Raw genomic sequence first — 25,808 nt, forward strand, 5'->3', positions numbered from 1 at the left:
CGTTCAGGGAAATCGCCGTCTCAGGGCTACGACTTCCCGGGGTTTTGAGCGTTCAAGCTGATTGATCAGCGGATATTGAGCAGGGTCTTGAGGGTATTTCGCGGCGGGTTGATCGACGAGTTGCTGTATTCGAACCAGCCCTGGGCCTCGACATTCAAGTCAAATACATAGATGTAGCCCATCAAGGTGCCCACGCCGTTGCAGGCCTGGCTGACGTTGCCGACCTGGCACACCGGTGTGCGCTGGCCGTTGAGTACCGCGCCATTGAAGAGGCCTACCGGGTTGTTGCCCAGGCCCACCTCCATCACCGACACTTTGGTGGGCCCTCGGTGCGTGCACATCTGGGTTGTGCTGGTGCGTTCCGGGATAGTTTCCGTGCAACCGGCCGACTCGACCTTGAACACACGCACCTCGCTCAAGGCCGGTGCAGTCGCGCCCCACACCGGTGCTGCGCCCAGCCACAGGCCAAGACAAGGGATCAGGGCTAGACTCCACGCGTTGGCTTTTTTCATGCTGTCGATGACCCGCTGTTGAACGTCGGCGCAGTATGCCTCAAGCCCATGCGCCACACAGCCTCGGCTGCTGGTATGATGCGCCGCTTTTTCCGATCCTCTCTGAAACCACAGGCGCTTGGCGCAGTTTGTGCTTTGACTTAGAGGTCAACAAATCACGACGCAAAATAGCGTCACAGGGAGCAGGCATGCTGGAAAAGCTGTTTCAACTCAAGGCACACAACACCAACGTGCGCACCGAGATCCTCGCGGGCATCACGACATTCCTGGCCATGGCCTACATTCTGTTCGTGAACCCGAGCATCCTCGGCGAAACCGGCATGGACAAGGGCGCGGTGTTCGTCGCGACCTGCCTGGCGGCCGCCATCGGTTCGACCGTAATGGGCCTGATCGCCAACTACCCGATTGCGCTCGCGCCGGGCATGGGCCTCAACGCCTTCTTTACCTACACCGTGGTGCTGCACATGGGCCACACCTGGCAGGTGGCGCTGGGTGCGGTATTCATTTCGGCGGTGCTGTTCTTCCTGCTGTCGATCTTCCGTATCCGTGAGTGGATCATCAACGCCATCCCCCTGCCCCTGCGTTCGGCGATTGCGGCCGGTATCGGCCTGTTCCTGGCACTGATCGCGCTGCACAACGCACAGATCGTCGTCAGCAACCCGGCCACCATGGTTGGTCTGGGCGACCTGACAAAAGCTGCCCCCATCCTTGCCACCCTCGGTTTCGTGCTGATCGTCGCACTCGAAGCCCTGGCCGTGCGCGGTGCGGTGCTGATCGGCATTCTCGCGGTCACCATTGCCTCTATCGTATTGGGCGTCACTCCGTTCGGCGGCGTGACCTCGATGCCGCCCTCTCTGGCCCCGACCTTCCTGCAACTGGATATCAAGGGCGCGCTGGACATCGGCCTGGTCAGCGTGATCTTCGCTTTCCTGTTCGTCGACCTGTTCGACAACTCCGGCACCCTGATCGGCGTTGCCAAGCGCGCCGGCCTGATGGGCAAGGACGGTCATATGCCGAAAATGGGCCGCGCGCTGATCGCCGACAGCACCGCCGCCATGGCCGGCTCCCTGCTGGGCACCTCGACCACCACCAGCTACATCGAGTCCGCTGCCGGGGTGAGCGCCGGTGGGCGTACCGGTCTGACGGCCATCGTGGTTGCGATCCTGTTCCTGCTGGCCTTGTTCTTCTCGCCACTGGCGGCCAGCGTGCCGGCCTTCGCTACCGCGCCGGCGCTGCTGTTCGTGGCCGTGCTGATGACTCAGGGCCTGGCCGAAATCGACTGGGATGACATTACTGTGGCAGCGCCGGTGGTGATCACCGCCCTGGCGATGCCCTTCACTTACTCCATCGCCAATGGCATCGCCTTCGGTTTCATCGCCTGGACCGCCATCAAGCTGCTTTCGGGCCGCTACCGTGAGCTGAACCCGGCGCTGGTGATTCTATCGATTCTGTTCGTGATCAAGCTGGGCTGGTTCAACGCATGACTTTTGACGCCGCACGCTACACCGCTCAACTGCAAGACAAGGTCACGCGCCTGCGTGACCTGCTGGCACCGTTCGACGCGCCCGAGCCGCAGGTATTCGATTCGCCGCTGCAGCACTTTCGCCTGCGGGCGGAGTTCCGCCTGTGGCGCGAAGCCGGTGAGCGCCACTACGCGATGTTTTCCCAGGACGACAAGCGCACGCCGATCCTGATCGAAGAGTTCCCCATCGCCAGCCAGCGCATCAACCAATTGATGCCGCAGCTCAAGGCCGCCTGGCAAGCCAGCGCCGCCCTGAGCCACAAGCTGTTCCAGGTGGAGTTCCTCACCACCCTGGCCGGCGATGCAATGATCACGCTGTGCTATCACCGCCCGCTGGATGAGCATTGGCACACGGCGGCGAACAAGCTCGCGGCCGACCTGAACGTGAGCATCATCGGCCGCTCCAAGGGCAAGCGCGACGTGATCGGCCACGACTACGTGGTGGAAAAACTCGAGGTCGGCGGGCGCACCTTCAGCTACCGCCAACCCGAAGGCGCGTTCACCCAGCCCAACGGCACGGTGAACCAGAAGATGCTCAACTGGGCATACGAAGCTTTGGGCGATCGCCCGGATGACCTGCTGGAGCTGTACTGCGGCAACGGCAACTTCACCCTGCCGTTGGCGACCCGCGTGCGCAACGTGCTGGCCACCGAAATCAGCAAGACCTCGGTCAACGCAGCCTTGAGCAACCTCGATGAAAACGCGGTGGATAACGTCACCCTGGTGCGCCTCTCCGCCGAAGAACTCACCGAAGCGCTGAATGAAGTGCGCCCGTTCCGCCGTTTGCACGGCATCGACCTGAAAAGCTACGAATTCGGCAGCGTCTTCGTCGACCCGCCCCGCGCCGGCATGGACCCGGACACCTGCGAGCTGACCCGACGCTTCGACAACATCCTGTACATCTCCTGCAACCCGGAAACCTTGGCGGCGAACATTGCGCAATTGCATGACACGCACCGGATCACGCAGTGTGCGATGTTTGACCAGTTCCCGTGGACGCACCATATGGAATCCGGAGTGTTGCTGACTCGTCGGTAAGCCCCCAAAGCACACCGCAGCTGAAAATGTGGGATCGGGCTTGCTGTGGTGAGCAGGCTTGTCCTGCGCCGGGCTGCGAAGCAGCCCCATTGGATTCTCAGTGAACCCGCCGTGGGACCAGCCCCTCCCGACAGCAAGCCCGCTGCAACATTGGATCTTCATGTATCCGGTGAATCGGTAGTTTCCGGCACTTCCTTGCGTGGCCGGCCGCCCTTCTTGCCGTTGGCGCGGGCGGCAGCGGATTTGGCGGCGCTGCTTTTGCGACCATTACGCGACGCTACCAGGCTGATGGCCAGGTCCATCAAGGGCTGGCTGGTGGCGATCAAGCCCGTAATCGAAACATCCAGGTCCCGCGCCTCACAGCACAGCGCCTTGCCGCCAAAACCGACCTCCAACTGCTGGAAATCCTGCAAGGAAAACCCTTCGAATTCCGATAGACCGGCCACAGGCAAGAGGATGCGGCTGCCGTCGCTGAAACCGATGGAAAGGCAGTCGTGCTCATAGCGCACGTCACTGGCGTTAGCGTACAGGCGTTTCAGCTTGCGCCCACGGGCGATTGCCTTGTCGATGTCAGCCTCAGTGATCGGTACAGTGGGTACAACCTTGGCTTTTACGATTTTCATAAATTAATCCCCACGCAATCTGGCGCTCTGACCAGATTCAAAATTGTCCGTTGCTCTACGGCGTCGTGCCTGGCGTTTGCGATGACATAGACACCTCGTCGAATGACCAACCCTGGAACCAACTCACCCGCGTCCCAATCCCAGGAATGATTCTCCAGGCAAACGGTTTGCAGTTTTTCCCACCAGATCCTGCGTGCCCGCGCCAAATAGTGCCGCTGCATGATCGCCTCCCGTATACCCTCAAGAACCGCTGTTGACGGCCGTCTCCGTTCAGGGTCCACATCCCACAACTCCACCTGCCCATCCAGAAAACTGAAACGAAACCGCGCATCCCATCCCTTACCCCGTACATGCACATGAGGCGGGCAATGCTCGTCCCTGAGAAACACCGAAATCACATAGCCCTTGTAATCCCCTACTCTCATCGTAACCCATCCGTTAGGTTATTTTCCGCCAGGTAACAATTTTTCCGTATCACCCGACAACCGGCTCCTGCTCGCGAAGCTGTCTCAAAGATTAGTAACGAGGAACACGGCGTCGAATGCCGGGTTGTAACGACGCATGAAGCAAGAGTTGGCTGCGCTGCTTTCTAACGTTCGGTAATCGAACACATCCGCCGCGACCGATTGACCAAATTAACCATTCAGTACATTTTATCGCCACAACGAACAAAAATTGTGGAGATACACCTGATGCCGCCTATCGTGCTGGTGCTCAACGGCCCCAATCTCAACCTGCTCGGCACCCGCGAGCCTGCCACCTATGGCCATGAAACCCTGGCCGACATCGCCGCCCTGTGTGGCCGCAGCGCTGAAAAACTCGGGCTGAAGATCGAGTTTCGTCAGACCAACCACGAAGGCGAACTGCTGGACTGGATCCACGGTGCCCGTGCGCGTTGCGCCGGCATCGTGATCAACCCGGCGGCCTGGACCCACACCTCGGTGGCGATTCGTGATGCGCTGGTGGCCAGTGAAGTGCCGGTGATCGAAGTCCACTTATCCAATGTGCATGCACGCGAAGCGTTTCGTCATCACTCGTTTGTATCGCCTATCGCCAAGGCGGTGCTCGCAGGCTTTGGCAGCCATGGCTACCACCTGGCCCTGGAGCATTTCAGCCAGTTGCTCAAGGGGTCGGCTCGATGAAACCGCGCATCCTCGCCGGCCTGATCGGCGCCGGCATCCAGGCTTCCCGCACCCCAGCCCTGCATGAACAGGAAGGCGATGCCCAGGGCCTGCGTTACCTGTATCGCCTGATCGACCTTGAACCGCTGCACCTGGACATCAACGCCCTGCCTGACCTGCTGCGCGCCGCCGAGCAGATGAACTTCACCGGCTTGAACATTACCTACCCGTGCAAGCAGGCGATCCTGCCGTTGCTCGATGAATTGTCCGACGAGGCCCGGGGCATCGGCGCGGTGAATACCGTGGTACTCAAGGATGGCAAACGCATCGGCCACAACACCGATTGCCTGGGCTTTGCCGAAGGGTTCCGGCGCAACTTGAATGATGTGCCGCGCCAGCGCGTGGTGCAGATGGGCGCCGGCGGTGCGGGCGCGGCGGTGGCCCATGCGCTGCTGGCCGAAGGTGTCGAGCAGTTGAACATTTTCGATGTGGACGCAGCCCGCGCCCGCGAGCTTGTGGATAACCTGGCGCAGCGTTTCGGCACTGGCCGTGCCCAGGTCGGCAGCCACCTGGAAAACGCCATGGCCGAGGCGGATGGCCTGGTCAACACCACGCCGATGGGCATGGCCAAGCTGCCCGGCACGCCGGTGCCGGCTGAGCTGTTGCGGGCCGAACTATGGGTCGCGGAAATCGTATATTTCCCGCTGGAAACCGAACTGCTGCGCAACGCCCGCGCCCTGGGTTGCCGCACGTTGGATGGTGGCAACATGGCGGTGTTTCAGGCGGTGAAGGCGTTTGAGTTGTTCAGTGGCGAAATAGCGGATGCGCAGCGGATGCTGGCGCACTTCAAGGGCATGAATACCTGACTGTAGAAACCAAATCCAAATGTGGGAGGGGGCTTGCTCCCTCCCACATTTTGAGCCCGTTTCCACATGAGGCTCTGCGGTGACTTCAGGCCTGCAGGTACCGCAACACCGACTCACAGATCATCTCGCGATGCCGCTGCTTAACCACCTCATCCGACAGTTCGATCTGAAAAATCTCACTGAACGTATGGCGGTTGGACACCCGGTAAAAGCTGAATGAGTTGATCAGCAAGTGCACGTCCAGCGGCTCCAACCCTTCCCGGAACAACCCCATTTGGGCACCCCGGCGCAAGGTCTCGCCCAGCCCTTCCAGGATCTTGCTGTTCATGGCCTTGATGGTGTCGGTGCGTTTGACGTATTCGGCGTTGTGGATATTTTCGATGCTGACGATGCGCACGAAATCCACGTTCTGGTCATGGTGATCAAAGGTGAATTCCACCAGCCGCCGAATCGCCTCACGCGGTTCCAGCGCGGTGAGATTCATGCGCGTTTCGGTGTTGCGGATATCGCCGTAGAGTTTCTCCAGCACCTCGACGTACAACTGCTCCTTGCTGCCGAAGTAGTAATAGATCATGCGTTTGGAGGTGTGGATGCGCTCGGCGATGGCGTCGACGCGAGCGCCGGACAGGCCCTGCTGGACAAACTCCACAATGGCTTCCTGGAGGATGTTTTCGCGGGTCTTTTCCGGGTTGTTCTTACGACTCTTGCGCGGTGCGTCTGACACCGCGGGGAGTTCGGGACTCGAGGTCATGGTGCGCTCACGGCCATTGTATGCAGACGGTGATTATGGGCCGCGACGCGCGCTGAAGGAAGCGCTCGACTCGTCGTTATAAACGCGCCTGGCGCACCGCACCGCTGCGGGACTTGGCCATGGCCGCCAGGCGCACGGCGACGTTGGCCGCGCCGTAGCCGGCATAACCGTTCTTGCGCTGGATGATCTCGAAGAAAAACCGCCCTTCGAAGGGTTCGGTGTACACGTGAAACAACTCTCCACCCTGGGCGTCTCGGTCATACAGCACGTTGTAGTACGCCAGCTCGCTGAGAAACTCGTCGTCAAAGTCGAAGCGCGCCGCCAGGTCATCGTAGTAGTTGAGCGGGATATCCAGCAGTGGCACACCCGCCTCTTTGGCGCGGCGCACTTCGGCGAAAATATCCGCACAGTCGAAGGCAATGTGATGCACGCCCGAGCCGCGATAGCTCGACAACGCGTGGGAAATCGCGGTGTTGCGGTTCTCGGAGATGTTCAACGGCAGGCGAATCGAGCTGCAGCGGCTGCGCAATGCGCGGCTTTTCACCAGGCCATAAGGGTCGGGCAGCACCACTTCATCATCGGCTTCGAAGTCCAGCAAACTCTTGTAGAACAGCACCCAGCTGTCGAGACTGTCGGCTGGCAAGGCCATGGCCATATGGTCGATGCGCAGCAGGCCGCCACCATCGGTCGCGGCCGGTTGCAGGTTGAAATCGGTGTCGTACAGCCCGCCCTCGCTGGGGTCCACCAGGTAAATCAGGCTGCCGTCCGGTGCACGCACGGCCGCCAGTTCCAGCTCGTTGGGCCCGACCAGGCCACGATAGGGCTGGCCCTTGTACGCCACCGCTCGTTCCAGCGCCTTGGCGCTGTCCTTGACCCGAATTGCCGTGGCGCACAACGACGGCCCATGGGCTTCGAAAAAGTTATGCGCAAAGGAGTAGGGCTCGCAGTTGAGGATCAGGTTGATATCGCCCTGGCGCAGCAGGCTCACGCTCTTGGAGCGGTGCTGCCCGGCCTTGACGAAGCCCAGGCGTTCCAGCCAGTTCGTCAGCTTGGCCCCGAGGTTTTCATCCACGGCAAATTCGAGGAACTCGATACCGTCGTATTCGCTGGCAGGCGGCGTTTGGAACAGGATATCCAACGGCGCGGCCGGCTGTTCTTCGGCCAGGCGCTGGCGGGTTTTCTCTTCCAGGTACAGCAGCGAGCGCAGGCCATCGGCGGCGTTCGCGCGGGTCGGCGCGGCGCGGAAGCCATCGTTGAAGATCTCCAGGGACAATGGCCCGGTGTAACCGCTCTGGATGATTGGCGCGAGAAAGCCCGCCAAGTCAAATTCGCCCTGGCCGGGGAAACACCGGAAATGCCGGCTCCACTCCAGCACGTCCATGGCCAGGATCGGCGCGTCGGCCATCTGCACGAAAAAGATTTTGTCGCCGGGAATCTGGGCGATGCCACTTGGGTCGCCCTTGAGCGACAAGGTATGGAAGCTGTCGAGCAACACGCCGAGGCTGGGGTGATCGACCTGACGCACCAGGTTCCACACCTGCTGCCAGGTGTTCACGTGCCTGCCCCAGGCCAGCGCTTCATAGCCAATGCGCAAACCACGGCGGCCGGCGTGTTCGGCCAGCAGGCTGAGGTCATCCAGCAGAATACGTTCATCGCCTACCGAATCCGCAGAGGCATTGCTACACACCAGCACCAGGTCGGTGCCCAGTTCCTGCATCAGGTCGAACTTGCGCTCGGCGCGCTCCAGGTTGCGCGCCAGGCGGTCGCGTCGGCAGCCTTCAAAGTCGCGGAACGGCTGGAACAAGGTGATGGCGATACCGAGATCGGCGCACATTTGTTTAACTTCGCGCGGGCTGCCGTCGTAATACAACAGGTCGTTCTCGAAGATCTCGACCCCATCAAACCCGGCGGCGGCAATAGCTTCGAGCTTCTCCGGCAGGGTGCCGCTCAAGGACACAGTGGCGATGGAACGTTGCATGGGCGACTCCCGGCAATGGTTATTTATGGCAAATTATTCGCCCCCAGCCTACACGCAGCAATTAAAATGTACGAACCGGTTAGTTTTTAGTGCGATTATCGAACACTATGCCCCTTTGGCGAATTGACGATTTTTTAGCCACTGCTCACCATCAATCCCGCATCACCGTGTAAGAAAAGACCCAGAACACACCATAAAAATTTCAAAAAACGGGTACAACCACATGCCTCTGCAAAACTCCGCCCTGGCCGCGCGCCCCGGCACCCCGCACGCCGGCATCGGCGACAAGATCCGCGGCGCCCTGGCCGTGGGTAAAACTCGCTGGGGCATGCTGGCCCTGGTGTTTTTCGCCACCACCCTCAACTACATCGACCGCGCCGCACTGGGCGTGATGCAGCCGATCCTCGCCAAAGAGATGAGCTGGACGGCGATGGACTACGCCAACATCAACTTCTGGTTCCAAGTGGGCTATGCGATCGGCTTTGTGCTGCAAGGCCGCTTGATTGACCGCGTCGGTGTCAAACGCGTGTTCTTCTGCGCGGTGCTGTTATGGAGCCTGGCCACCGGCGCCCACGGTCTGGCCACTTCGGCCGTCGGCTTTATGGTGTGCCGTTTTATCCTCGGGCTGACCGAAGCCGCCAACTACCCGGCCTGCGTCAAGACCACACGCCTGTGGTTCCCGGCCGGTGAGCGCGCGGTGGCCACCGGTATCTTCAACGCCGGTACCAACGTCGGCGCAATGATGACCCCGATGCTGCTGCCGTTGATCCTGCACGTGTGGGGCTGGCAGGCCGCGTTCCTGTGCATGGCATCGCTCGGCGCAATCTGGCTGGTGTTCTGGGGTTTGAAGTACTACAACCCCGAAGACCACCCGAGTGTTAAACAATCGGAACTGGACTACGTGCAACAGCACGTCGAGCCGGAACAACCGGGCGTCCCGTTCAGCCGCATCCTGCGCATGCGCGGCACCTGGGCGTTTGCCATCGCCTATGCGCTGACCGCGCCGGTGTTCTGGTTCTACCTGTATTGGCTGCCGCCATTCCTGAACCAGCAATACAACCTGGGCATCAACGTGACCCAAATGGGCATCCCGCTGATCATCATCTACCTGACCGCCGACTTCGGCAGTGTGGGCGGCGGCATCCTGTCGTCATTCCTGATCGGTCGTGGGATGAACCCGATCAAGGCGCGACTGCTGTCGATGCTGCTGTTCGCCTGCTGCATCGTCGGGGTGATCATGGCGGCCGGTTCCAGCCAGCTGTGGGTCGCGGTGTTCGCCATCTCCCTGGCCATCGGCGCGCACCAGGCCTGGACGGCCAACATCTGGAGCCTGGTGATGGACTACACACCCAAGCACATGATGAGCACGGTGTTCGGCTTCGGCGGGATGTGCGCGGCCATCGGCGGCATGTTCATGACCCAGATCGTCGGCCACATTCTCACCGTGACCAACAACAACTACACCGTGTTGTTCACCCTGATCCCGGCGATGTACTTCATTGCGCTGACCTGGATGTACTTCATGGCGCCGCGCAAGATTCCTACGGTAGACGTGTAATTCAACGACGCCGCTGCTGCCAGGCAGCGGCCAAGCCGCTCATGCAGATCACCCCGATACCGACCACCGTGGTCATGTCGGGGGTATGACTGAATACCAGCCAGCCCAACAACCCCGCAAACACGATCTGGCAATAGCCGAACGGCGCCAGCAAGGCCGGCGCCGCGAAGCGGAATGCCTGGGTCAGCATCAAGTGCGCGGTCATCCCGCACGTGCCCAGCGCCAGCATCAACACGGCGTGCCACAGCGTCGGCACCTGCCAGAAGAACGGCACCATCGCGCTCATCACCAAGGTATTGCACAGCCCAGCGAAGAAGTTGCTGGTGGTGGGAGTGTCGTATTGGCTGAGGATGCGCGTGAGCAGTTGGTAAAAGCAGAAGAACATCGCCGAACACAACGGCAGCAGCACCGCCGGGGTGAACAGTTCGCCGCCGGGGTGGATGATCACCAGCACGCCGACAAAGCCGCAGATGACCGCCAGCCATTGGCCACGCGTGACATGCTCACCCAGCAGCGGCACCGAAAGGGCTGTCACCAGGATCGGCGCGAGGAAGTTCACCGCCGTGGCTTCCGCCAGGGGTATGTAATGCAGTGCGGTGGTGAAAAACAAACTGGTGCCGAGCAGGCACAACGCCCGCACCACCTGCATGCCGGGCCGTTTGCTGCGCAGCACGCGCAGGCCCGATTGCGGCAGGAAGATTCCGGCCATCAGCAAGGTATGCACTACATACCGCGCCCACACCACCATCACGATCGGGTAGAAGCCGGCCAGGTATTTGGACAAGGCGTCATGGCTGGAGAACAGGAACGTCGCCAGCACAATCAGCAGGATGCCTTTGAAGGGGTGATTGACGCCGGAAAGTGGGGTACTGACAGTCATGGAATTCTCTTGCGTGACGAGCGGAACGCTGAGCACTGAACGAGGTAGCGCTTAACCCGGTAATCTAGCAGCCGGGCCGGAGCCTGCCCCAAGAGCATAACCAAACACCGGGCGAACAGCGCACTAAATCCGCAGAATCGAGTCCAACCCTGCACGCTTGCCCCCGCACTGCACACTTTTTAATCAAGGCTCTGCCGCTATGAAAAAAATCTTCTTTGCTGTGTCTGCCCTCGCCCTGCTCACCGCCTGTAACCAGGAAGCCAAGGACGCGCCAAAACCTGCGCCGGCCTCCGTGCAGGCCACCCTCGTACCGGAAACTGCGCCCACCGATAAGTGGCTCGGCAAATGGGTTGGCGTCGAGGGCCTGTACCTGACCATCGCCAAGGACGACGTTGTCGGCCGTGGTCACTACCTACTCACCATGCAATATGGCCTCGACGCCGAAGACGCGGGCACCTTCAAGGGCGCCGCCTTTGAGGACGGCATCGCCTTCACCCGCCCGGACGGCCCGCAAGTGCTGCGTGCCGGCGACGGTGAAGCCACCGGTCTGAAGTGGCTGGCGGATAAAAAAGACTGCCTGATCGTAAACACCGGCGAAGGGTATTGCCGCTAATACCGGCCATACTCAACCCACATCTTTGTAGGACCGTTCTTCAAGAGGATTGCCCCCATGCTATGGAAAAAAGGCCGACGCAGCGACAACGTGGTGGACGCGCGCGATGACAGTGGCGGCGGCGGTGGCGGTATGCGCTTTGGTGGCGGCAAGGGGCTGAGCCTCACGGCCATTGTGCTGATCGTCGGCATCGGCTGGCTGACCGGCCAGGACCCATTGCAGATCCTCGGCCAGTTGACCGGCCAGATGGAGCAGGTGCCTTCGGTGAGCACGCAGTCGCGCCAGGCGCCGCCGGCCAACGATGAGCAGGCCGATTTCGTCCGCGCGGTACTGGGCGACACCGAAGACACCTGGGCCCAGGTGTTCCAGGAAAACGGCCTGGCCTACAAGAACCCGAAACTGATCCTGTTCCGTGGCCGGGTGAATTCCGCCTGCGGCGGCGCCACCTCGGCCAGCGGGCCGTTTTATTGCCCGGCGGATCAGCAGGTGTACCTGGATCTGGACTTCTTCCGGGAAATGTCGCAACGCTTCCAGGCCGCCGGCGACTTCGCCCAAGCCTACGTCATCGCCCACGAAGTCGGGCACCACGTACAGACGCTTTTGGGCATCTCGTCCAAGATCCAGGCCGCGCGCCAGCAAGGCCGTCAGATGCAAGGCGACGGCGGCCTGCTGGTACGCCAGGAACTGCAAGCCGACTGCTTCGCCGGGGTGTGGGCCAACCGTGCGCAAAAACGCCTGAACTGGCTGGAGCCAGGCGACATTGAAGAAGCACTGAACGCGGCCAACGCCATTGGCGATGACCGTTTGCAGCAACAGGGCCAGGGCCGCGTAGTGCCGGACTCGTTTACCCACGGTACGTCGGCGCAGCGGGTGCGTTGGTTCAAGACCGGCTTCGCCCAGGGCCAGATCACTCAATGCGATACGTTTGCGGCCAAGAGTCTGTAATCAATGAATAAACCATGGGGTTTACTGCTGGCGGTTCTGGCGTCGTGCTCAACCTTGGCGGCCGAACACGGCGTGAAGGTCGTCAGCCCCGATCGTTTTCACCTGCAGGCCGGCGACCTCAGCCTGGGCCTGAGCCAGGACTGGCGCCAGCCGCTGCCTGGCGTCACCCGCGCGTTGATCATCGTGCATGGCCGCCTGCGCAATGCCCAGACCTACCTGAACAGCGGCAACGAGGCCGCTGAACACGCCGGGGTCGGCGCCACGACCTTGGTGATCGCGCCGCAGTTTCTCAATGACGCCGACATCAAGCGCCACCACCTGGATAACCAGGTACTGCACTGGAACGGCAACAGCTGGATGGCCGGCGAGCCGTCCGTCGGCCCTGGCCAACTCAGTTCTTACGGCGTGCTCGACCACCTGATCAAGCACCTGGGCAACCGCAAACTGTTCCCGGCGCTCAAGGAAATCGTGGTGGCCGGGCATTCCGGCGGTGGGCAAGTCGTCCAGCGTTTCGCCCTCACCGGTCACGACCACCCGACCCTGCAAGCCGAAGGCATCCGCCTGCGTTATGTGGTGGCCAATCCCTCGTCCTACGCCTACTTCAGCCCGCAACGCCCGGTCAAATTCGACGCCGCCACCTGCCCGAGTTTCAATGACTGGAAGTACGGCATGCAGAACCTGCCGGCCTACGCCGAAGGCCGGGGGCCCCAGCAGTTGGAACAGGCGTATGTGTCGCGCGACATTACCTACTTGCTGGGCCAGCAAGACACCGACCCCAACCACCCGGCGCTGGATAAAGGCTGCGAAGCCGAGACCCAGGGCGCGTATCGATTGATTCGCGGACACAACTACTTTGACTACCTCAAACTGCGCCATCCGCAGTTGCGCCAGACGCTGGTGGAAGTGCCGGGGGTGGGGCATGACGGGGATGGGATGTTTACGTCGCCGGAAGGACAAAAGGTTCTGTTCCCTCAGTAACCCCCTGAAGAAACCGGGTTAAAACTGTGGGAGGGGGCTTGCTCCCTCCCACATTTAATCTTCATTGTCTGGGCTGGATCATTCGGCGCAGCGCCGCGCAATCCTCGGCATGCCAGTCCGCCAACTCCGGCCACGGGTTTTCCGGCAGGTTAACCAGCACCGTCTTCGCCCCCGCCGCCCGACCGCAATCCAGGTCAAAACGGTAATCGCCGACCATCACCATCTCACTCGGCGCCACCTCCCACGCCGCAGCCAGCTTTAACAAGCCACCCGGGTCCGGCTTGGGCGGCGCATCCTCGCGGCCCAGTACATCCTCGATGGCAAAGCAGTCCGCCAGACCGATCGCTTGCAGCGTCACATGCGCCAATTCCTGCGCATTGCGCGTCAGAATCCCCAGGCGATAACCGCGCCCGGCCAACTCGCGCACCAACGCCACCGCACCCGTGGCCGCCACCGAACCCAGCGCCAACTCACGCTCATGCTCCAGCAGCCAGGCGTGCTTGGCCGCCGCGATATCGGCGGGCAATGCGGCCAGATGGGTGAGGATGTCGTCCTCGGGCGCAATCTCCAGCGCCACACGAATCGCCGCAAAGTCATGCACGGCCACCGTGAGGGTGCCATCCATGTCGAACACCCAGTGCCTGACCTCGCTCAGGCTCATGCCCAATCCTTGCGATGGCGAATCAAGCCTTCCTGGGTCACCGAGGCCACCAGTTGCCCGGCGCGGTTGTACACGCTGCCGCGAGAGAACCCGCGGGAATTGCCGGCCCATGGGCTGTCCATGGCGTACAGCAACCAGTCATCGGCGCGCAGGTCGGCGTGAAACCACAGCGCGTGGTCGAGGCTGGCGACCTGCATGTCCTTTTGCCACACGGTCTTGCCGTGGGGCAGCAACGAGGTGGTCAGCAGGCCGAAGTCCGAGGCGTAGGCCAGCAGGTATTTATGCAGCGCCGGTGTGTCGGCCAGCGCGCCGTCGGCGCGAAACCACACGTACTTGACCGGGTCGGACGGCTGCGGGTTGTACGGGTCTTTTTCAGTGACGGGGCGCACTTCGATCGGCTTGGGGCACAGCAGCTTTTCGCGCATGTGCTCGGGAATCAGGTGCGCGCGTTGCTGGGTCAATTCAAGCTCCGACGGCAGGTTTTCCGGGCCGACGACCACGGGCATGGTGGTTTGATGCTCAAAGCCTTTTTCGTCGTACTGAAACGACGCGCTACAGGTGAAAATCGGGTGGCCCTTCTGGATCGCCGTCACGCGGCGCGTGCTGAAACTGCCACCATCGCGCACGCGGTCCACCGAGTACACCACTGGCAATGCCGCATCGCCGGGGCGCAGGAAATAGCCGTGCAACGAGTGCACGTGACGCGCTTCTTCTACGGTCTGGCTGGCCGCCGACAGCGACTGGCCGAGCACCTGGCCGCCGAACAATTGGCGAAAACCCAGGTCCTGGCTGCGGCCGCGAAAGAGGTTTTCCTCGATCGGCTCCAGGGTCAGCAAGTCCACCAGATCTTCCAATACTTGGCTCATAGAGCAACTCCTACAAACGATGGGGCATTCCGGGCTGCTTATCCATGCAGCGTGTCCAACCATTGGGCGCGGGTGATGCGGTACAAAACGTGCGGGCGCAGCGGGTCATCGGCTGCGACCTTGGGATGTGCAAAATCTGCCAGGGGATCGTAATGCATACCGATGGCCTGCATGACTTTTTGTGATGGCAAATTGGTCTCGGTGGTAAAGGCGACGATTTCATCCAGCTGCAAGCGATCAAAACCACAGCGCAGCGCGGTCCATGCCGCTTCACTGGCATAACCCAGGCCCCAATGCTCGCGGGCCAGGCGCCAGCCGATCTCCACCGCTGGGGCAAAGCCGGCGTCAAAACTGACATTCTGCAAACCCGTCAGACCGATAAACTCACCGGTGTCCTTACGCTGCAACGCCCAGAAGCCAAAGCCGTATTCGGCGAAATGGCCACGAATCCGACCGATCAGCGCGGCGCTTTCCAGGTGGCTCAATTGGGCCGGGAAATAGCGCATCACTTGCGGGTCGGCGCACATGCGCGCAAATTCCGCCAGGTCGCGGTCACGCCATTGGCGCAGCACCAGGCGTGCGCTTTCCAGTTCGAGTATCGGCTCCATGGGTCCCCTCCCCTTGCCATGTGCGTGAGTGTACAGCGCTGGTAAGATCCTTCGCAGTTTCCCGTCAGAAAATCCCATGCCTTTGCCATTGATCTACCACGATGACTACAGCCCTGAGTTCCCGGCAGAACACCGGTTCCCCATGGACAAGTTCCGCCTGTTGCGCGACCACCTGGTGGACAGCGGCCTGACCCTGGACAGCCAACTGCTGCGTCCGCCGCTGTGCCCGCCGCAGATTCTGGCCCTGGCTCATGAACCTGGGTATATCGAACGCTACATGAGCGGCGAGTTGTCGCGCGAAGACCAACGGCGCCTCGGCCTGCCCTGGAGCGAAGCCCTGGCCCGGCGCACGGTGCGGGCAGTGGGCGGTTCGATCCTGGCCGCCGAGCAAGCGCTGGAACACGGCTTGGCCTGTCACCTGGCGGGCGGCACGCACCATGCGCATTACGATTACCCGGCGGGCTTTTGCATCTTCAATGACTTGGCGGTGATCAGCCATTACCTGCTGTCCAGCGGCCGGGTCAACCGCGTGTTGATCTTCGACTGCGACGTGCACCAGGGCGACGGCACCGCGCGCATCCTGCACGACACGCCGGAGGCCATCACCGTGTCGCTGCACTGTGAAAAGAACTTCCCCGCGCGCAAGGCCCAGAGCGATTGGGACATCCCGTTGCCCATGGGCATGGGCGACGCCGATTACCTCAAGGTGGTCGACGATGCCCTCAACTACCTGCTGCCGCTCTACCAGCCCGACCTGGTGCTGTACGACGCCGGCGTCGATGTGCATAAGGATGACGCCCTCGGCTACCTCAAGCTGACAGACGCCGGTGTGGCCGCCCGCGATGAAAGCGTGATGCGCCATTGCCTGGGTCGCGATATTCCGGTGATGGGTGTCATCGGCGGCGGCTACAGCAAGGACCGCCCGGCCCTGGCGCGCCGCCACGGCATCCTGCACCACAGCGCACAACGGGTGTGGACGTCATCAGGTTGTCATTGATCTGTGAGCGTTACCCACAATGGCTGTGGAACGGCCTGTGGATAACTTGAGCGTAAGCGGCTGAGAGCAAGCCGCTGCAAGGCCTGTGGAAAACTGTACGTTTTTTGATCAGGCAGCCGCCGCGCCGTCCGGTAGAATGCTCGGCTTATTCACAGCCCCTGTAGCCTTGCCATGCCTCACACCGTACCTCATCACGTCACTATTATCGGCGGCGGCCCAGCCGGGTTGATGGCCGCCGAAGTCCTGAGCCAGGCCGGGGTGCATGTGGACCTGTACGACGGCATGCCCTCGGTGGGGCGCAAGTTCCTGTTGGCCGGCGTGGGCGGCATGAACATCACCCATTCCGAGGCCTATCCGGCCTTTGTGTCGCGCTACGCCGAGCGCGCCCCGCAGATGGCGCCACTGTTGCGTGGGTTTGGTGCCCAAGCGTTGTGCGAATGGATTCAGGGGTTGGGCATCGAGACCTTTGTCGGCACCTCCGGTCGCGTATTTCCTACCGACATGAAAGCCGCCCCGCTGTTGCGTGCCTGGCTCAAACGCCTGCGCGACCAGGGCGTGGTTATCCACACGCGGCATCGCTGGGTGGGCTGGAATGCCGAGGGCGATTTACTTATCCACAATGCGGACGGCGAGAAAGTTGTCCACAGCGACGCCGTGCTGCTGGCACTCGGTGGCGGCAGTTGGTCGCGCCTGGGCTCCGACGGAGCCTGGCTTAACCTGCTGGAAGACAAAGGCGTGCCCTACGTGCGCTTGCAACCGAGCAACTGCGGCTTCGAAGTGTCGGCCTGGAGCGACTTGATGGTCAGCAAATTCGCTGGAGCACCGCTGAAAAATGTCGCCATCGGCTTGGGTGACGACAAGCCTCGGCTGGGCGAATGTGTCATCACCGCGACGGGCATCGAAGGCAGCCTGATCTATGCGTTGTCGGCGCCCATGCGTGAGGCGATCAACCGCGACGGCGCGGCCACGGTGCATATCGATTTGCTGCCGAGCAAGCCGTTGGACAAAGTGCAGGCCGCACTGGCGAAGCCGCGTGGGTCGCGTTCGATGAGCAAGCATCTGCACAGTCAGTTGGGGTTGGATGGGGTCAAGGCCGCGTTGTTGCGCGAACTGACGCCGGCTGATCACTTCAATGATCCGGCACAGTTGGCGGTGGACATCAAGGCGTTGCCGTTGACGCTGGTGAAGACGCGACCGATTGATGAGGCGATCAGCACCGCCGGCGGCGTGCCGTTTGAAGCCCTGGATGAACGACTGATGCTCAAGCAATTGCCGGGAGTGTTTTGTGCGGGGGAGATGCTGGATTGGGAGGCACCGACCGGGGGGTACTTGCTCACGGGGTGCTTTGCCAGCGGGCGGGCGGCTGGGCGAGGGATGTTGGAGTGGCTTAGAAGCAGCCACAAGCTATAAGCGACAAGCTGCAAGTAAAGGCACCACGGCGCCGACTTGCAGCTTGCGGCTTATAGCTGCTTCACTTCTTCTTACGTGGCCCCGTGTTAAACACCGGCACCTTGCGCACCGGCTTGATCGACGGCTCCACCGGCGCAGCATCCCCACTGTCCACCCATTTGCCCAGGTTGCGCTTACCACCGCCACCGGAGGTTTTAGGCTTCTTCGGTTTTTTCGGCTTCTTCACCACTTGCCCGCTGGCATCGGTGTCCGGCACGCGGTGTTCCGGTTCAAAATCCTGCTCCATGTTGCGGGTCAGGGTCTGGCGGGTCAGCATCTCGATGGCCGACAGCATGTTCACTTCATCGGCGCACACCAGGGAAATCGCCTCACCGGTGTTACCCGCGCGACCGGTACGGCCGATGCGGTGGATATAGTCCTCGGCGACGATCGGCAGGTCGAAGTTGACCACCAGCGGCAAATCTTCAATATCCAGGCCACGGGCAGCCACGTCGGTGGCCACCAGTATCTGCACTTCGCTGGCCTTGAAACGGTCCAGGGCACGCTGGCGGGTCGCCTGGGGCTTGTCGCCATGAATGCCGTCGGCATTGATGCCCAGGCCCTGCAATTTGTCCACCAGCGCATCCACGCCGTTGCGGGTCTTGGCGAACACCAGCACCTGTTTCCAGCGGCCTTTGCGCATCAGGTGCACAAACAGCTCCGCCTTGCGCTTCTTGTCCACCGGCACCACCCACTGCTTGACGGTGTTGGCGGCGACGTTGCGTGGGCTGACTTCGATGCTCAGCGGGTCGTTGAGCATCTGCCCGGCCAGCAAGCGGATGTCGTCGGAGAAGGTCGCGGAAAACAGCAGGGTCTGGCGCTTTTTCGGCAGCATGCGGTAGATGTTCGCCAGCTCTTCGGAGAAGCCCAGGTCGAGCATGCGGTCGGCTTCGTCCAGCACCAGGGTTTGCAGCTGATTGAGCTTCAGCGCGTTCTGGCGGAACAGGTCGATCAGGCGGCCAGGGGTGGCGACCAGGATGTCGACGCCCTTGCGCAGCTTCATCATCTGCGGGTTGATGCTCACGCCGCCATACACCGCGTACGTGGTCAGCGGCAGGTGTTGCGCGTACTCGGCGACGCTGGCGTGCACCTGCTCGGCGAGCTCGCGGGTTGGGCACAGGATCAGCGCACGCGCGGAGTTGGCGGCGACTTTCGGCCCTTCCAGGGTCAGCAGTTGCAGCAGCGGCAAGGCGAAACCGGCGGTCTTGCCGGTGCCGGTCTGGGCCGCGGCCATCAAGTCGCGACCGGCCAGCACCGCCGGAATGGCTTGCGCCTGCACCGGCGTCGGGGTCTGGTAGCCGAGCGTCTCAAGGGCGCGCAGCAAGGGTTCGATCAGGCCAAGGGTGGCGAAAGTCATGTATTTACCGTAGGAAAAATTCAGCGCAAGGGCGTTATGCGCGGCAGTTTACCTTATTTCCGGTTTGGGCTTGCGCCATTGGGGCAGGCTGATCAGCAGCACCGCGCTGATGATCACCAGCATCGCCAGGGCCTCTTCCAGGCCAATGGTTTCACCAACGAACACAATCCCCAGCAACACCGCCACCGCCGGGTTCACATAGGCATAGCTGGTCGCCGCCGCCGGGCGCACGTGTTTGAGCAGGTACATATAAGCATTGAAGGCGATAATCGAACCGAAGACGGTCAAGTAGGCCAGCGCCAGCCAGCCTTCCAGCGGCGGCATGGCCTGCAGGTGTTCGCCGGATACCGCGCTGGCGATCAACAGCGCCACACCCGCCACGAGCATTTCCGCGGCACTGGCCATGGCGCCCTGAGGCAGCGGCAAATGCCGGCTCCACACCGAGCCGAACGCCCACGAGGCTGCGGCGAACAACAGCAACGCGGCGCCCATCGGGCTTGATTGCAAGGTGCTGCCCATGTTGAGCATGGCAATGCCGACGATGCCCAGGATCACCCCGGCCCATTCCAGACGCGTATTGCGCGCGCCCCAGAAATACCCGCACAGCAAGGTAAACAGCGGCACCGTCGCCACCGCGAGGGCGGCGACCCCGGATGACACGCCGGTGTGCTCCGCCACGCTGACACCGCCATTGCCGAAAGTGAGCAGCAAAATGCCGATCATCCCGGCAGCCTTCCATTGCGGCCAGGTCGGCGCCGGCACGCCGCGCCATCTGAGATAGCCATACATCAACGCACCCGCCATGCAGAACCGAATGCCCGCCAGCAACAGCGGCGGCCAGTATTCCACGCCGATGCGAATCACCAGGTAGGTGGAACCCCAGATCACATACAACGCAAAAAAGGCAGCGATCAACGGTAACGGAAAGCGACGTGGGCCAGGCATTGGGCGGCTCTATGGCAGGAGATGGGAGGCTTATTCTAAAAAAGCAGGGCGTTAAACATAAGTTACAAAACCTGTTTAAACCGCCCATACACTTTTCAAAGCATGGTTATTAGCGCTATAAACCATGCATTCGAAAGCCACTCGCAACCGGGGCCTTATCATGGACAAATACGACCGCATGCTCCTCAGCGCCCTGCTCGAAGACGGCCGCGCGTCTTTCGCGCAACTGGCCCGCACGGTCAACCTCTCCGCCCCCGCCGTGGCCGAACGTGTGGCCAAGCTGGAGGCCAGCGGGGTGATCACTGGGTATCAGGCCAAGGTGGATTTATCCAAAGTGGGGTTGCCGATTCAATGCGTGATCGAACTGCGCCTGACCAATCACGGAAGCCAGAAGGTGTATGACGCCCTCGCTGAGATTCCCGAGCTGACTGAGTGCCACCGGGTGACGGGGGATCCATGCGTGATCATGCAGGCGGCGGTGGGCTCGATGCCCGAGCTGGAGAATTTGATTAACCGGATAGCGAAGTTCGGCTTCAGCAAAACTTCGATTATTTTGTCGAGCGCGATAGAGCGGAGGGTGCCGTTGGGGCAATTGGAAGCCAATGGGAAGAATGGTGGCTGATCGATCGCCATCGCGGGCAAGCCCGGCTCCCACAGGGATCGCGCACTGCCCGAGCAACGCGGTCTACTGTGGGAGCTGGCTTGCCTGCGATGGCGTCAGTGGCTGCGCTGCAGCGTTGAACGCTCAATGATCAAGTCGACAATCTGCTTGATGGTGGTGATGCGACCCCAATCTTCCTGCGTCGCTTGCAAGTTGAATTGCCATTTGACCTGCATGACAAAGCAGGTCAAATCGTCATCGATGATTTTGAAATCATGGATGAAGTCCGTTTGCTCCGTGACTTCGCTTCGGTCGATGAAGCCGATGATATCGACGAACAGCTGGATCACTTTTTCGCTGATGTCGGCTCTGGTCAGGCTACCTTCCATTTCTCGCCTCATAGGCACACTTACCCAAGCTGACCAGATCAAAAACGGCCAGCCCCTTAGCCACTAACGGCGTGCCCCGTCCGATAATGCCCAATACCCGGACGGTTCCAAACGTGGCCTTGGTCACTCTGGTCGCGGTCGGCTGCCTGATCAACGTATGAGGGAAAAAACGCATTCCGAGGAGACTGTCCACATCCGTGGTTTTGCTGGAGCCCACATGCCCCCAGGTACCCACCGCGAGCTTGCTTATAGGGATACCGTCCTCGCCGGTGATAACCGTTGTTGCAGAAACGCCGTAGTGTTGCCGTATGGATTTCCAGAGTTCGTCAAACGTCGTGTTCGGCACCGAGGAGTCAACATCAATGGGCCTGAGTAACTGGTAACTGGCGCCATGACTCCAACCTGGCAAATCAGGCAAAACCATGACGGCCGGGCAGCCTGTCATGGCGTTGCCCAAATGAAACGCCAGGTTTGAAGCTGAGCCAAAATCGATGCCATCTCGTTTCAGCTCAAACTGGCTTCGCATGATCGCTGTGTGAAGATCACTTTCCTGCATGACGGAAGTCCCTGTGCGTAAAAGACAGGTGGGATGGTAGGGCGCAGAAAGACACGAAGGGGAGATGAAGGGAAAAACCAGAAAGGTCCTAGACTGCAATCGGACTTTGCCTACTGACCATTCAGAACGTAGAGGCAAGCAACCGCCAAACGCTTGATTTTCAGTGGCCAGCAAGACCGATCCCTTTCATTTGCGGGACGTTTCCGAGAGAATTCTAGAGCCTTGCGTCAGCCGGATCTGATGGCTAGTCTCGCCACGTCATCGAACAATCGGTGATCGGACGTGCAAGTCCGGCTCGCAAAGGTGCACAAGCGCCCTACATCTCAACGACCGTTTTATCCGGCGTTAATCTGTTATGGCGGCTGTGCGCTGGAGACCTTCGGGGTCTGCCGGGTTTTCCTTTGCCCCGGTCTTGCACACCTGCGTACAGCTGCCACCTTATTCGCGTGCAAGCGAATGGTGATGGCTTCTTATCCCAAAGGAATTTCACCATGGTCAAAGTTACCCCTGATCCACCTCGTTCCAACGCCGACTTCCCCAGCGAAGACGCCCTGCTCCACCGCCGCGCCATCGACTATTACCTCAAAGCGTCCGCCCCGGACGCGCCCACTTTCATCCTGAATGACAACCTGAGCCTCGAAGACGCCCTCGCCCATGCGGCTGACTTGCTGCATTGCGCGGTGGAGACGGCGCATGGGACGGGTGAAGTGATGAAGGCGCAGCAGCGGGCGGTGATGCATCTGGTGGAAATGGCGAAGGGAGTGGTGGATCAAGCCTTGGGCTGTGTGCAGCTTCGATAGGCGCTGCATAACTAATGTGGGAGGGGGGCTTGCTCCCGATTGCAGTGTGTCAGCCGGTACATCTGCTGACTGACACTCCGCTATCGGGGCATCGGTATCTACACAATTTTTAAAAGCTGAAAATCCTCCCTGTGGTGAGCGGGCTTGTCCCGCGCGGGGCTGCGAAGCAGCCCCAATAAGCTCACCGCCGTGTGTCAGGAGTAACCGAGGTGCAGGTTTTAGGGCTGCTTCGCAGCCCAGCGCGGGACAAGCCCGCTCACCACAACAGCCCATCGGCCCTGGATTTTTCGCTCAACCGGAAGTTGTGTAGATACCCCTGGCTATCGGGAGCAAGCCCCCTCCCACATTTGGATCTCCAGTGTTCTTGAGGTTGTGACTGGCTTAGAACCCGCGGTGCTTCTTCAAATGCTCATTGATCTTCGCCGCCGGCACTTTCTGCAAGGTACACAGCAAATCATGGGACAACTCGCGCAGGCCGTGGGTCTGGCGCAGTTCCCGGGCCAGGTGCGCGGTGAGGTTGGCCGCCATTTCCGCATCCGCCAGCGCCCGGTGAGCCTGGCCGGTGTGGGGCAGTTGCGCGTAGCTGTTGAGCGTGCCGAGTTTGTGGTTGGGCGCCGCCGGCATCAGCCTGCGGGCCAGCAGCAGCGAACAGGCGAACTTTTGCAGGCGGGTGCGGCGGATCAGGCCCAGCTCATAGTCCCAGAACTTCTGGTCGAACGCGGCGTTGTGCGCCATCAGTGGCGTGGTGCCGACGAACTCGTTGACCTCGTTCATCACCCGCTCGGCCGGCGGCGCGCTGCGCAGCATTGCGTTGCTGATGCCGGTGAGTTGTTCGATAAAAGCCGGCACGCGTACGCCGGCATTCATCAGGCTCTGGTAGCGGTCGACGATGTGCCCACGCTCAAGGATGACCACGCCAATTTCCGTGGCCCGGCAGTGGCTGCTCGGGGTGATGCCGGTGGTTTCAAAGTCGATGACCGCTATACGTTCCAAACCTGTTTCAACTCCGTTCAAGCATTTATTTGAGCAGCAACGCGCCTTCGATCGGCACGTAGCGGCTGGCGGCGCGTATCAGTGAGTTGGCCGTCAGCCCTGGTACGCCGTAGGCCACGGCATGCACGCCATGCTTGTGGATGATGCGTTCGAGCAGCATGTCGAAATCGCCGTCGCCGGAGGCCAGCACCACTTCGTCGACGTGGTCGGCGGCGTCCATGATGTCGAGGGTGATGCCCACGTCCCAGTCACCTTTGGCCGAGCCGTCGGCGCGCTGGATGTAGGGTTTGAGTTTTACCGTAAAGCCCAGGTTGCGCAGGATCTGCTGGAATTGCTGCTGCTTGCTGTCGCCACGGTCGATGGCATACGCGTACGCCTCGACGATCTGCCCGCGGGCGCTGATGTCAGCCCACAGGGCCGCATAATTGAAGTGGCAGCCATAGGCCTGGCGCACGGTGTAGTAGAGGTTTTGCACATCGGCGAACACTGCAATTTTCTTCACCGCACTTCCCCATGACAGCCAGGCGCCAGTGCCCGGAAAGGGTGCCAGTATGCCAGCCGCGAGCAGGTTGCCGGGAAAAATCAGCCCGGGGCGACGAAGCGCCCCAGGCATTGGGGGGTCAGACGAAGGAGTCGTCGTCGCCGAACGAGGAGGAGTCGTCGGAATAATCGCTGTCGGCGAAGCTGTCCGCGTTGTTGCCGCCCCAGCTGTCATTGCCGGCATACTTCTGGTCGTCATTGCCCCAGCCGCCCTGGTCGCTGGCGGGCGCCGGTTGTTCGATGATTTCTTCCACCACCTGCGGTTGCTGGTTGTGATGGAACAGGCTGCTGATGCCTTCGGCCAGTAACACACCACCGGCCACACCGGCGGCGGTTTTCATTGCGCCGCCGAGGAAGCCGCTGCCCACAGGCGCGGCGGCCGCCGCCGGTTGTTGCGGCGGCTGTTGATAGTTCTGCTGCGGGGCCGGCTGGCTGAACGATGGCCGCGCCGGTTCACGCCAGCCGCCGCCCGTGTTGCCGGGCGCAGGTTGTGCCTCCCGCGGACCACCGCCAAAGATGCTCGACAGAAAACCACCACCGCTCGGCGCGGCCGCTTGTGAGGATTTGGCGCGCTGCAGCTCATCCTGCAATTGCTCGATCTGTTGCGCCTGCTGCTTGTTCTGCGCGTCGAGGCTCTTGAGCGCATGTTCCTGCACCAGGATCGACTGGGTCATGTAGTACCCGGCGGCGGGTTGGCGAGTCATGTGCTCCTTGATCCGCGCTTCGGCCTGGGCGTCGCGGGGGGCTGAGTCCGTTTCGGCTTGCTGCAACCGTGAAAACAGTCCATCGATCAGGGTTTGCTCTTCGCTGTTCATGGCGACCTCGTTAGATTGCCGGTAGAAATCATGGTCCTGCCTGTGATCAGGCCAGGTGCGTGCTAGTTATGGGGGTGTTACGAGTTGTTTCAATGGTCTTTACTCAAGGTTTACGTTTGCGTCCCCCAGACCCTGATCGGTTAAAGTGTCGCCCTTGCTTTTAGGCCAGCGATGAACCTGATGAATCCGTTAGACGTATTGCGCGACTCCTTCCGCTTTACCCGGCACAACCTGGGCGCCATCGTACAGTTGTGCCTGCCGCTGGTGATCCTCGAGGCCCTGCTGCAACAGGTGCTCGACCATACGCTCGGCGCCGATGCCTTCCCTGGTTACAGCGTGGTGGTGGGGTTATTGGTGTACCCGCTGTACACCGGCGCCTTGATCCTGTTTCTCGACGCGCGCACCCGTGGCGAGTCGCCGCGCACCAAAGACGTATGGGCCATGGCGCTCACACTGTGGCCGCGCTTCGCCGTGTTGACGGCCATGAGCACCCTGCTGATCCTGCTCGGGTTATCGCTGTACTTCCTGCCGGGCCTGTGGCTGATGGTGGTGCTGGCGTTTGCCGAGTACTTGCTGGTATTGCGCGGCTTGTCGGCGCTGGAGGCCATGAAGGAGAGCTTTCGCCTGACCCGTGGGCATTTCTGGCGGATCCTGGTGTGCCTGTTGTGCGTGATGACGCCACTGTGGCTGCTCAAGGGCGCCAGCGTCGCGGCCTATCCCGACCCCGCGCCGTGGCTGGGGCTGTTGATGGACAGCGCCCACAGCTTCCTGCAACTGTTCACCAGCGTGGTGTTGTTCCGTTTATTCATGCTGATCGGTGGCGATGCCGACGCACGGTGATATGCT

Annotated in this window: 30 protein-coding genes; 14 read left to right on the forward strand and 16 right to left on the reverse strand. The window is 61.2% G+C overall.

Annotated elements, in window-relative coordinates; all coding sequences use genetic code 11:
- Positions 1–65: 65 nt before the first annotated feature.
- The gene (locus PSH66_RS25850) at positions 66–512 is read right to left on the reverse strand and encodes a DUF4879 domain-containing protein (RefSeq protein WP_042945955.1); all 447 of its coding nucleotides are present in this window, start codon (positions 510–512) and stop codon (positions 66–68) included.
- Between the two features lie 188 nt (positions 513–700).
- On the opposite strand from PSH66_RS25850, the gene PSH66_RS25855 reads away from it, so the two are divergent.
- Together PSH66_RS25855 and trmA are read left to right on the forward strand one after the other, a co-directional pair.
- Positions 701–1,996, forward strand: coding sequence for an NCS2 family permease (locus PSH66_RS25855; RefSeq protein ID WP_003176229.1), 1,296 nt, complete (start codon positions 701–703; stop codon positions 1,994–1,996).
- Positions 1,993–3,072, forward strand: coding sequence for a tRNA (uridine(54)-C5)-methyltransferase TrmA (gene trmA / locus PSH66_RS25860; RefSeq protein WP_003176230.1), 1,080 nt, complete (start codon positions 1,993–1,995; stop codon positions 3,070–3,072). The genes PSH66_RS25855 and trmA overlap by 4 nt, the downstream gene beginning before the upstream one ends.
- 158 nt (positions 3,073–3,230) lie before the next feature.
- On the opposite strand, the gene PSH66_RS25865 is transcribed toward trmA, so the two are convergent.
- Together PSH66_RS25865 and PSH66_RS25870 are read right to left on the reverse strand one after the other, a co-directional pair.
- Positions 3,231–3,695: a DUF2442 domain-containing protein gene (locus PSH66_RS25865; RefSeq protein ID WP_305427910.1), complete on the reverse strand. Its 465-nt coding sequence runs from the start codon at positions 3,693–3,695 to the stop codon at positions 3,231–3,233.
- Entirely contained in the window at positions 3,692–4,120 is a 429-nt protein-coding gene (locus tag PSH66_RS25870; RefSeq protein WP_305427911.1) for a DUF4160 domain-containing protein, read from the reverse strand. Before PSH66_RS25870 ends, PSH66_RS25865 begins: the two co-directional genes overlap by 4 nt.
- A gap of 267 nt (positions 4,121–4,387) precedes the next feature.
- Here PSH66_RS25870 and aroQ point away from each other — a divergent pair, with 267 nt between their 5' ends.
- Both aroQ and PSH66_RS25880 read left to right on the forward strand, forming a co-directional pair.
- Positions 4,388–4,837, forward strand: a complete 450-nt coding sequence (gene aroQ / locus PSH66_RS25875; protein ID WP_003176232.1) for a type II 3-dehydroquinate dehydratase — start codon at positions 4,388–4,390, stop codon at positions 4,835–4,837.
- The gene (locus tag PSH66_RS25880; protein ID WP_003176233.1) at positions 4,834–5,682 is read left to right on the forward strand and encodes a shikimate dehydrogenase; all 849 of its coding nucleotides are present in this window, start codon (positions 4,834–4,836) and stop codon (positions 5,680–5,682) included. The genes aroQ and PSH66_RS25880 overlap by 4 nt, the downstream gene beginning before the upstream one ends.
- Before the next feature lie 85 nt (positions 5,683–5,767).
- Here the strand turns inward: PSH66_RS25880 and PSH66_RS25885 are convergent, their stop codons facing one another.
- Both PSH66_RS25885 and quiC read right to left on the reverse strand, forming a co-directional pair.
- Entirely contained in the window at positions 5,768–6,433 is a 666-nt protein-coding gene (locus PSH66_RS25885; RefSeq protein ID WP_003176234.1) for a TetR/AcrR family transcriptional regulator, read from the reverse strand.
- A gap of 76 nt (positions 6,434–6,509) precedes the next feature.
- A complete protein-coding gene (gene quiC, locus PSH66_RS25890; RefSeq protein ID WP_305427912.1) occupies positions 6,510–8,411 on the reverse strand; it encodes a 3-dehydroshikimate dehydratase QuiC in 1,902 nt (633 codons plus the stop codon).
- A gap of 223 nt (positions 8,412–8,634) precedes the next feature.
- On the opposite strand from quiC, the gene PSH66_RS25895 reads away from it, so the two are divergent.
- Positions 8,635–9,969: an MFS transporter gene (locus PSH66_RS25895; RefSeq protein ID WP_078734767.1), complete on the forward strand. Its 1,335-nt coding sequence runs from the start codon at positions 8,635–8,637 to the stop codon at positions 9,967–9,969.
- 1 nt (position 9,970) lies between these two features.
- Here the strand turns inward: PSH66_RS25895 and PSH66_RS25900 are convergent, their stop codons facing one another.
- Complete coding sequence (locus PSH66_RS25900) at positions 9,971–10,849, reverse strand: DMT family transporter (RefSeq protein WP_003176238.1); 879 nt, start codon at positions 10,847–10,849, stop codon at positions 9,971–9,973.
- Between the two features lie 199 nt (positions 10,850–11,048).
- On the opposite strand from PSH66_RS25900, the gene PSH66_RS25905 reads away from it, so the two are divergent.
- The 3 genes from PSH66_RS25905 to PSH66_RS25915 are packed head-to-tail and all read left to right on the forward strand — an operon-like array spanning position 11,049 to position 13,385.
- Positions 11,049–11,462, forward strand: coding sequence for a membrane lipoprotein lipid attachment site-containing protein (locus PSH66_RS25905; protein WP_003176239.1), 414 nt, complete (start codon positions 11,049–11,051; stop codon positions 11,460–11,462).
- Between the two features lie 57 nt (positions 11,463–11,519).
- Positions 11,520–12,407, forward strand: coding sequence for a neutral zinc metallopeptidase (locus PSH66_RS25910; protein ID WP_305427913.1), 888 nt, complete (start codon positions 11,520–11,522; stop codon positions 12,405–12,407).
- Positions 12,408–12,410: 3 nt separating this feature from the next.
- Entirely contained in the window at positions 12,411–13,385 is a 975-nt protein-coding gene (locus tag PSH66_RS25915) for an alpha/beta hydrolase (protein WP_305427914.1), read from the forward strand.
- 61 nt (positions 13,386–13,446) lie between these two features.
- Here PSH66_RS25915 and PSH66_RS25920 read toward each other — a convergent pair whose 3' ends face one another.
- From PSH66_RS25920 to PSH66_RS25930, 3 genes are read right to left on the reverse strand one after another with little or no spacing between them, the layout of a single operon-like run.
- The gene (locus PSH66_RS25920; protein WP_003176244.1) at positions 13,447–14,046 is read right to left on the reverse strand and encodes an HAD family hydrolase; all 600 of its coding nucleotides are present in this window, start codon (positions 14,044–14,046) and stop codon (positions 13,447–13,449) included.
- Entirely contained in the window at positions 14,043–14,912 is an 870-nt protein-coding gene (gene tesB / locus PSH66_RS25925; RefSeq protein WP_003176245.1) for an acyl-CoA thioesterase II, read from the reverse strand. The genes PSH66_RS25920 and tesB overlap by 4 nt, the downstream gene beginning before the upstream one ends.
- Before the next feature lie 38 nt (positions 14,913–14,950).
- Positions 14,951–15,520, reverse strand: coding sequence for a GNAT family N-acetyltransferase (locus PSH66_RS25930; RefSeq protein WP_003176246.1), 570 nt, complete (start codon positions 15,518–15,520; stop codon positions 14,951–14,953).
- A gap of 76 nt (positions 15,521–15,596) precedes the next feature.
- Between PSH66_RS25930 and PSH66_RS25935 the strand changes: the two genes are divergently transcribed.
- The 3 genes from PSH66_RS25935 to PSH66_RS25940 all read left to right on the forward strand — a co-directional run bounded on the left by PSH66_RS25935 (position 15,597) and on the right by PSH66_RS25940 (position 17,927).
- On the forward strand, positions 15,597–16,517 hold the full coding sequence (locus PSH66_RS25935) for a histone deacetylase (RefSeq protein WP_305427915.1): 921 nt from the start codon (positions 15,597–15,599) through the stop codon (positions 16,515–16,517).
- A 60-nt stretch (positions 16,518–16,577) separates the two neighbouring features.
- Positions 16,578–16,625, forward strand: a complete 48-nt coding sequence (locus tag PSH66_RS30285; protein ID WP_370694863.1) for a hypothetical protein — start codon at positions 16,578–16,580, stop codon at positions 16,623–16,625.
- A 63-nt stretch (positions 16,626–16,688) separates the two neighbouring features.
- On the forward strand, positions 16,689–17,927 hold the full coding sequence (locus tag PSH66_RS25940) for a TIGR03862 family flavoprotein (protein ID WP_305427916.1): 1,239 nt from the start codon (positions 16,689–16,691) through the stop codon (positions 17,925–17,927).
- A 61-nt stretch (positions 17,928–17,988) separates the two neighbouring features.
- Here PSH66_RS25940 and PSH66_RS25945 read toward each other — a convergent pair whose 3' ends face one another.
- Positions 17,989–19,323: a DEAD/DEAH box helicase gene (locus PSH66_RS25945; protein ID WP_003176249.1), complete on the reverse strand. Its 1,335-nt coding sequence runs from the start codon at positions 19,321–19,323 to the stop codon at positions 17,989–17,991.
- A gap of 48 nt (positions 19,324–19,371) precedes the next feature.
- Positions 19,372–20,268 carry a drug/metabolite exporter YedA gene (yedA, locus tag PSH66_RS25950; RefSeq protein WP_003176250.1) on the reverse strand — a complete coding sequence of 299 codons (897 nt, stop codon included), beginning with the start codon at positions 20,266–20,268 and terminating at the stop codon, positions 19,372–19,374.
- Positions 20,269–20,428: 160 nt separating this feature from the next.
- Between yedA and PSH66_RS25955 the strand changes: the two genes are divergently transcribed.
- Positions 20,429–20,890, forward strand: a complete 462-nt coding sequence (locus tag PSH66_RS25955) for an Lrp/AsnC family transcriptional regulator (protein ID WP_003176251.1) — start codon at positions 20,429–20,431, stop codon at positions 20,888–20,890.
- A 95-nt stretch (positions 20,891–20,985) separates the two neighbouring features.
- Here PSH66_RS25955 and PSH66_RS25960 read toward each other — a convergent pair whose 3' ends face one another.
- A complete protein-coding gene (locus tag PSH66_RS25960; RefSeq protein ID WP_003176252.1) occupies positions 20,986–21,258 on the reverse strand; it encodes a hypothetical protein in 273 nt (90 codons plus the stop codon).
- Positions 21,248–21,814: a hypothetical protein gene (locus PSH66_RS25965; RefSeq protein WP_305427917.1), complete on the reverse strand. Its 567-nt coding sequence runs from the start codon at positions 21,812–21,814 to the stop codon at positions 21,248–21,250. Before PSH66_RS25965 ends, PSH66_RS25960 begins: the two co-directional genes overlap by 11 nt.
- Before the next feature lie 491 nt (positions 21,815–22,305).
- Between PSH66_RS25965 and PSH66_RS25970 the strand changes: the two genes are divergently transcribed.
- Positions 22,306–22,614, forward strand: coding sequence for a DUF3077 domain-containing protein (locus PSH66_RS25970; RefSeq protein WP_003176253.1), 309 nt, complete (start codon positions 22,306–22,308; stop codon positions 22,612–22,614).
- Between the two features lie 381 nt (positions 22,615–22,995).
- Here the strand turns inward: PSH66_RS25970 and PSH66_RS25975 are convergent, their stop codons facing one another.
- The 3 genes from PSH66_RS25975 to PSH66_RS25985 all read right to left on the reverse strand — a co-directional run bounded on the left by PSH66_RS25975 (position 22,996) and on the right by PSH66_RS25985 (position 24,962).
- Complete coding sequence (locus tag PSH66_RS25975) at positions 22,996–23,607, reverse strand: PolC-type DNA polymerase III (RefSeq protein WP_305427918.1); 612 nt, start codon at positions 23,605–23,607, stop codon at positions 22,996–22,998.
- 25 nt (positions 23,608–23,632) lie between these two features.
- A complete protein-coding gene (locus PSH66_RS25980; protein WP_003176255.1) occupies positions 23,633–24,109 on the reverse strand; it encodes an NYN domain-containing protein in 477 nt (158 codons plus the stop codon).
- Between the two features lie 118 nt (positions 24,110–24,227).
- The gene (locus PSH66_RS25985) at positions 24,228–24,962 is read right to left on the reverse strand and encodes a DUF2076 domain-containing protein (RefSeq protein WP_305427919.1); all 735 of its coding nucleotides are present in this window, start codon (positions 24,960–24,962) and stop codon (positions 24,228–24,230) included.
- A gap of 180 nt (positions 24,963–25,142) precedes the next feature.
- On the opposite strand from PSH66_RS25985, the gene PSH66_RS25990 reads away from it, so the two are divergent.
- Complete coding sequence (locus PSH66_RS25990) at positions 25,143–25,802, forward strand: YciC family protein (protein WP_042945957.1); 660 nt, start codon at positions 25,143–25,145, stop codon at positions 25,800–25,802.
- The last annotated feature ends 6 nt before the right edge of the window (positions 25,803–25,808 follow it).

Origin of the sequence: Pseudomonas sp. FP597, assembly GCF_030687435.1 — a bacterium.
GTDB classification, from domain to species: Bacteria; Pseudomonadota; Gammaproteobacteria; order Pseudomonadales; family Pseudomonadaceae; genus Aquipseudomonas; species Aquipseudomonas lactucae.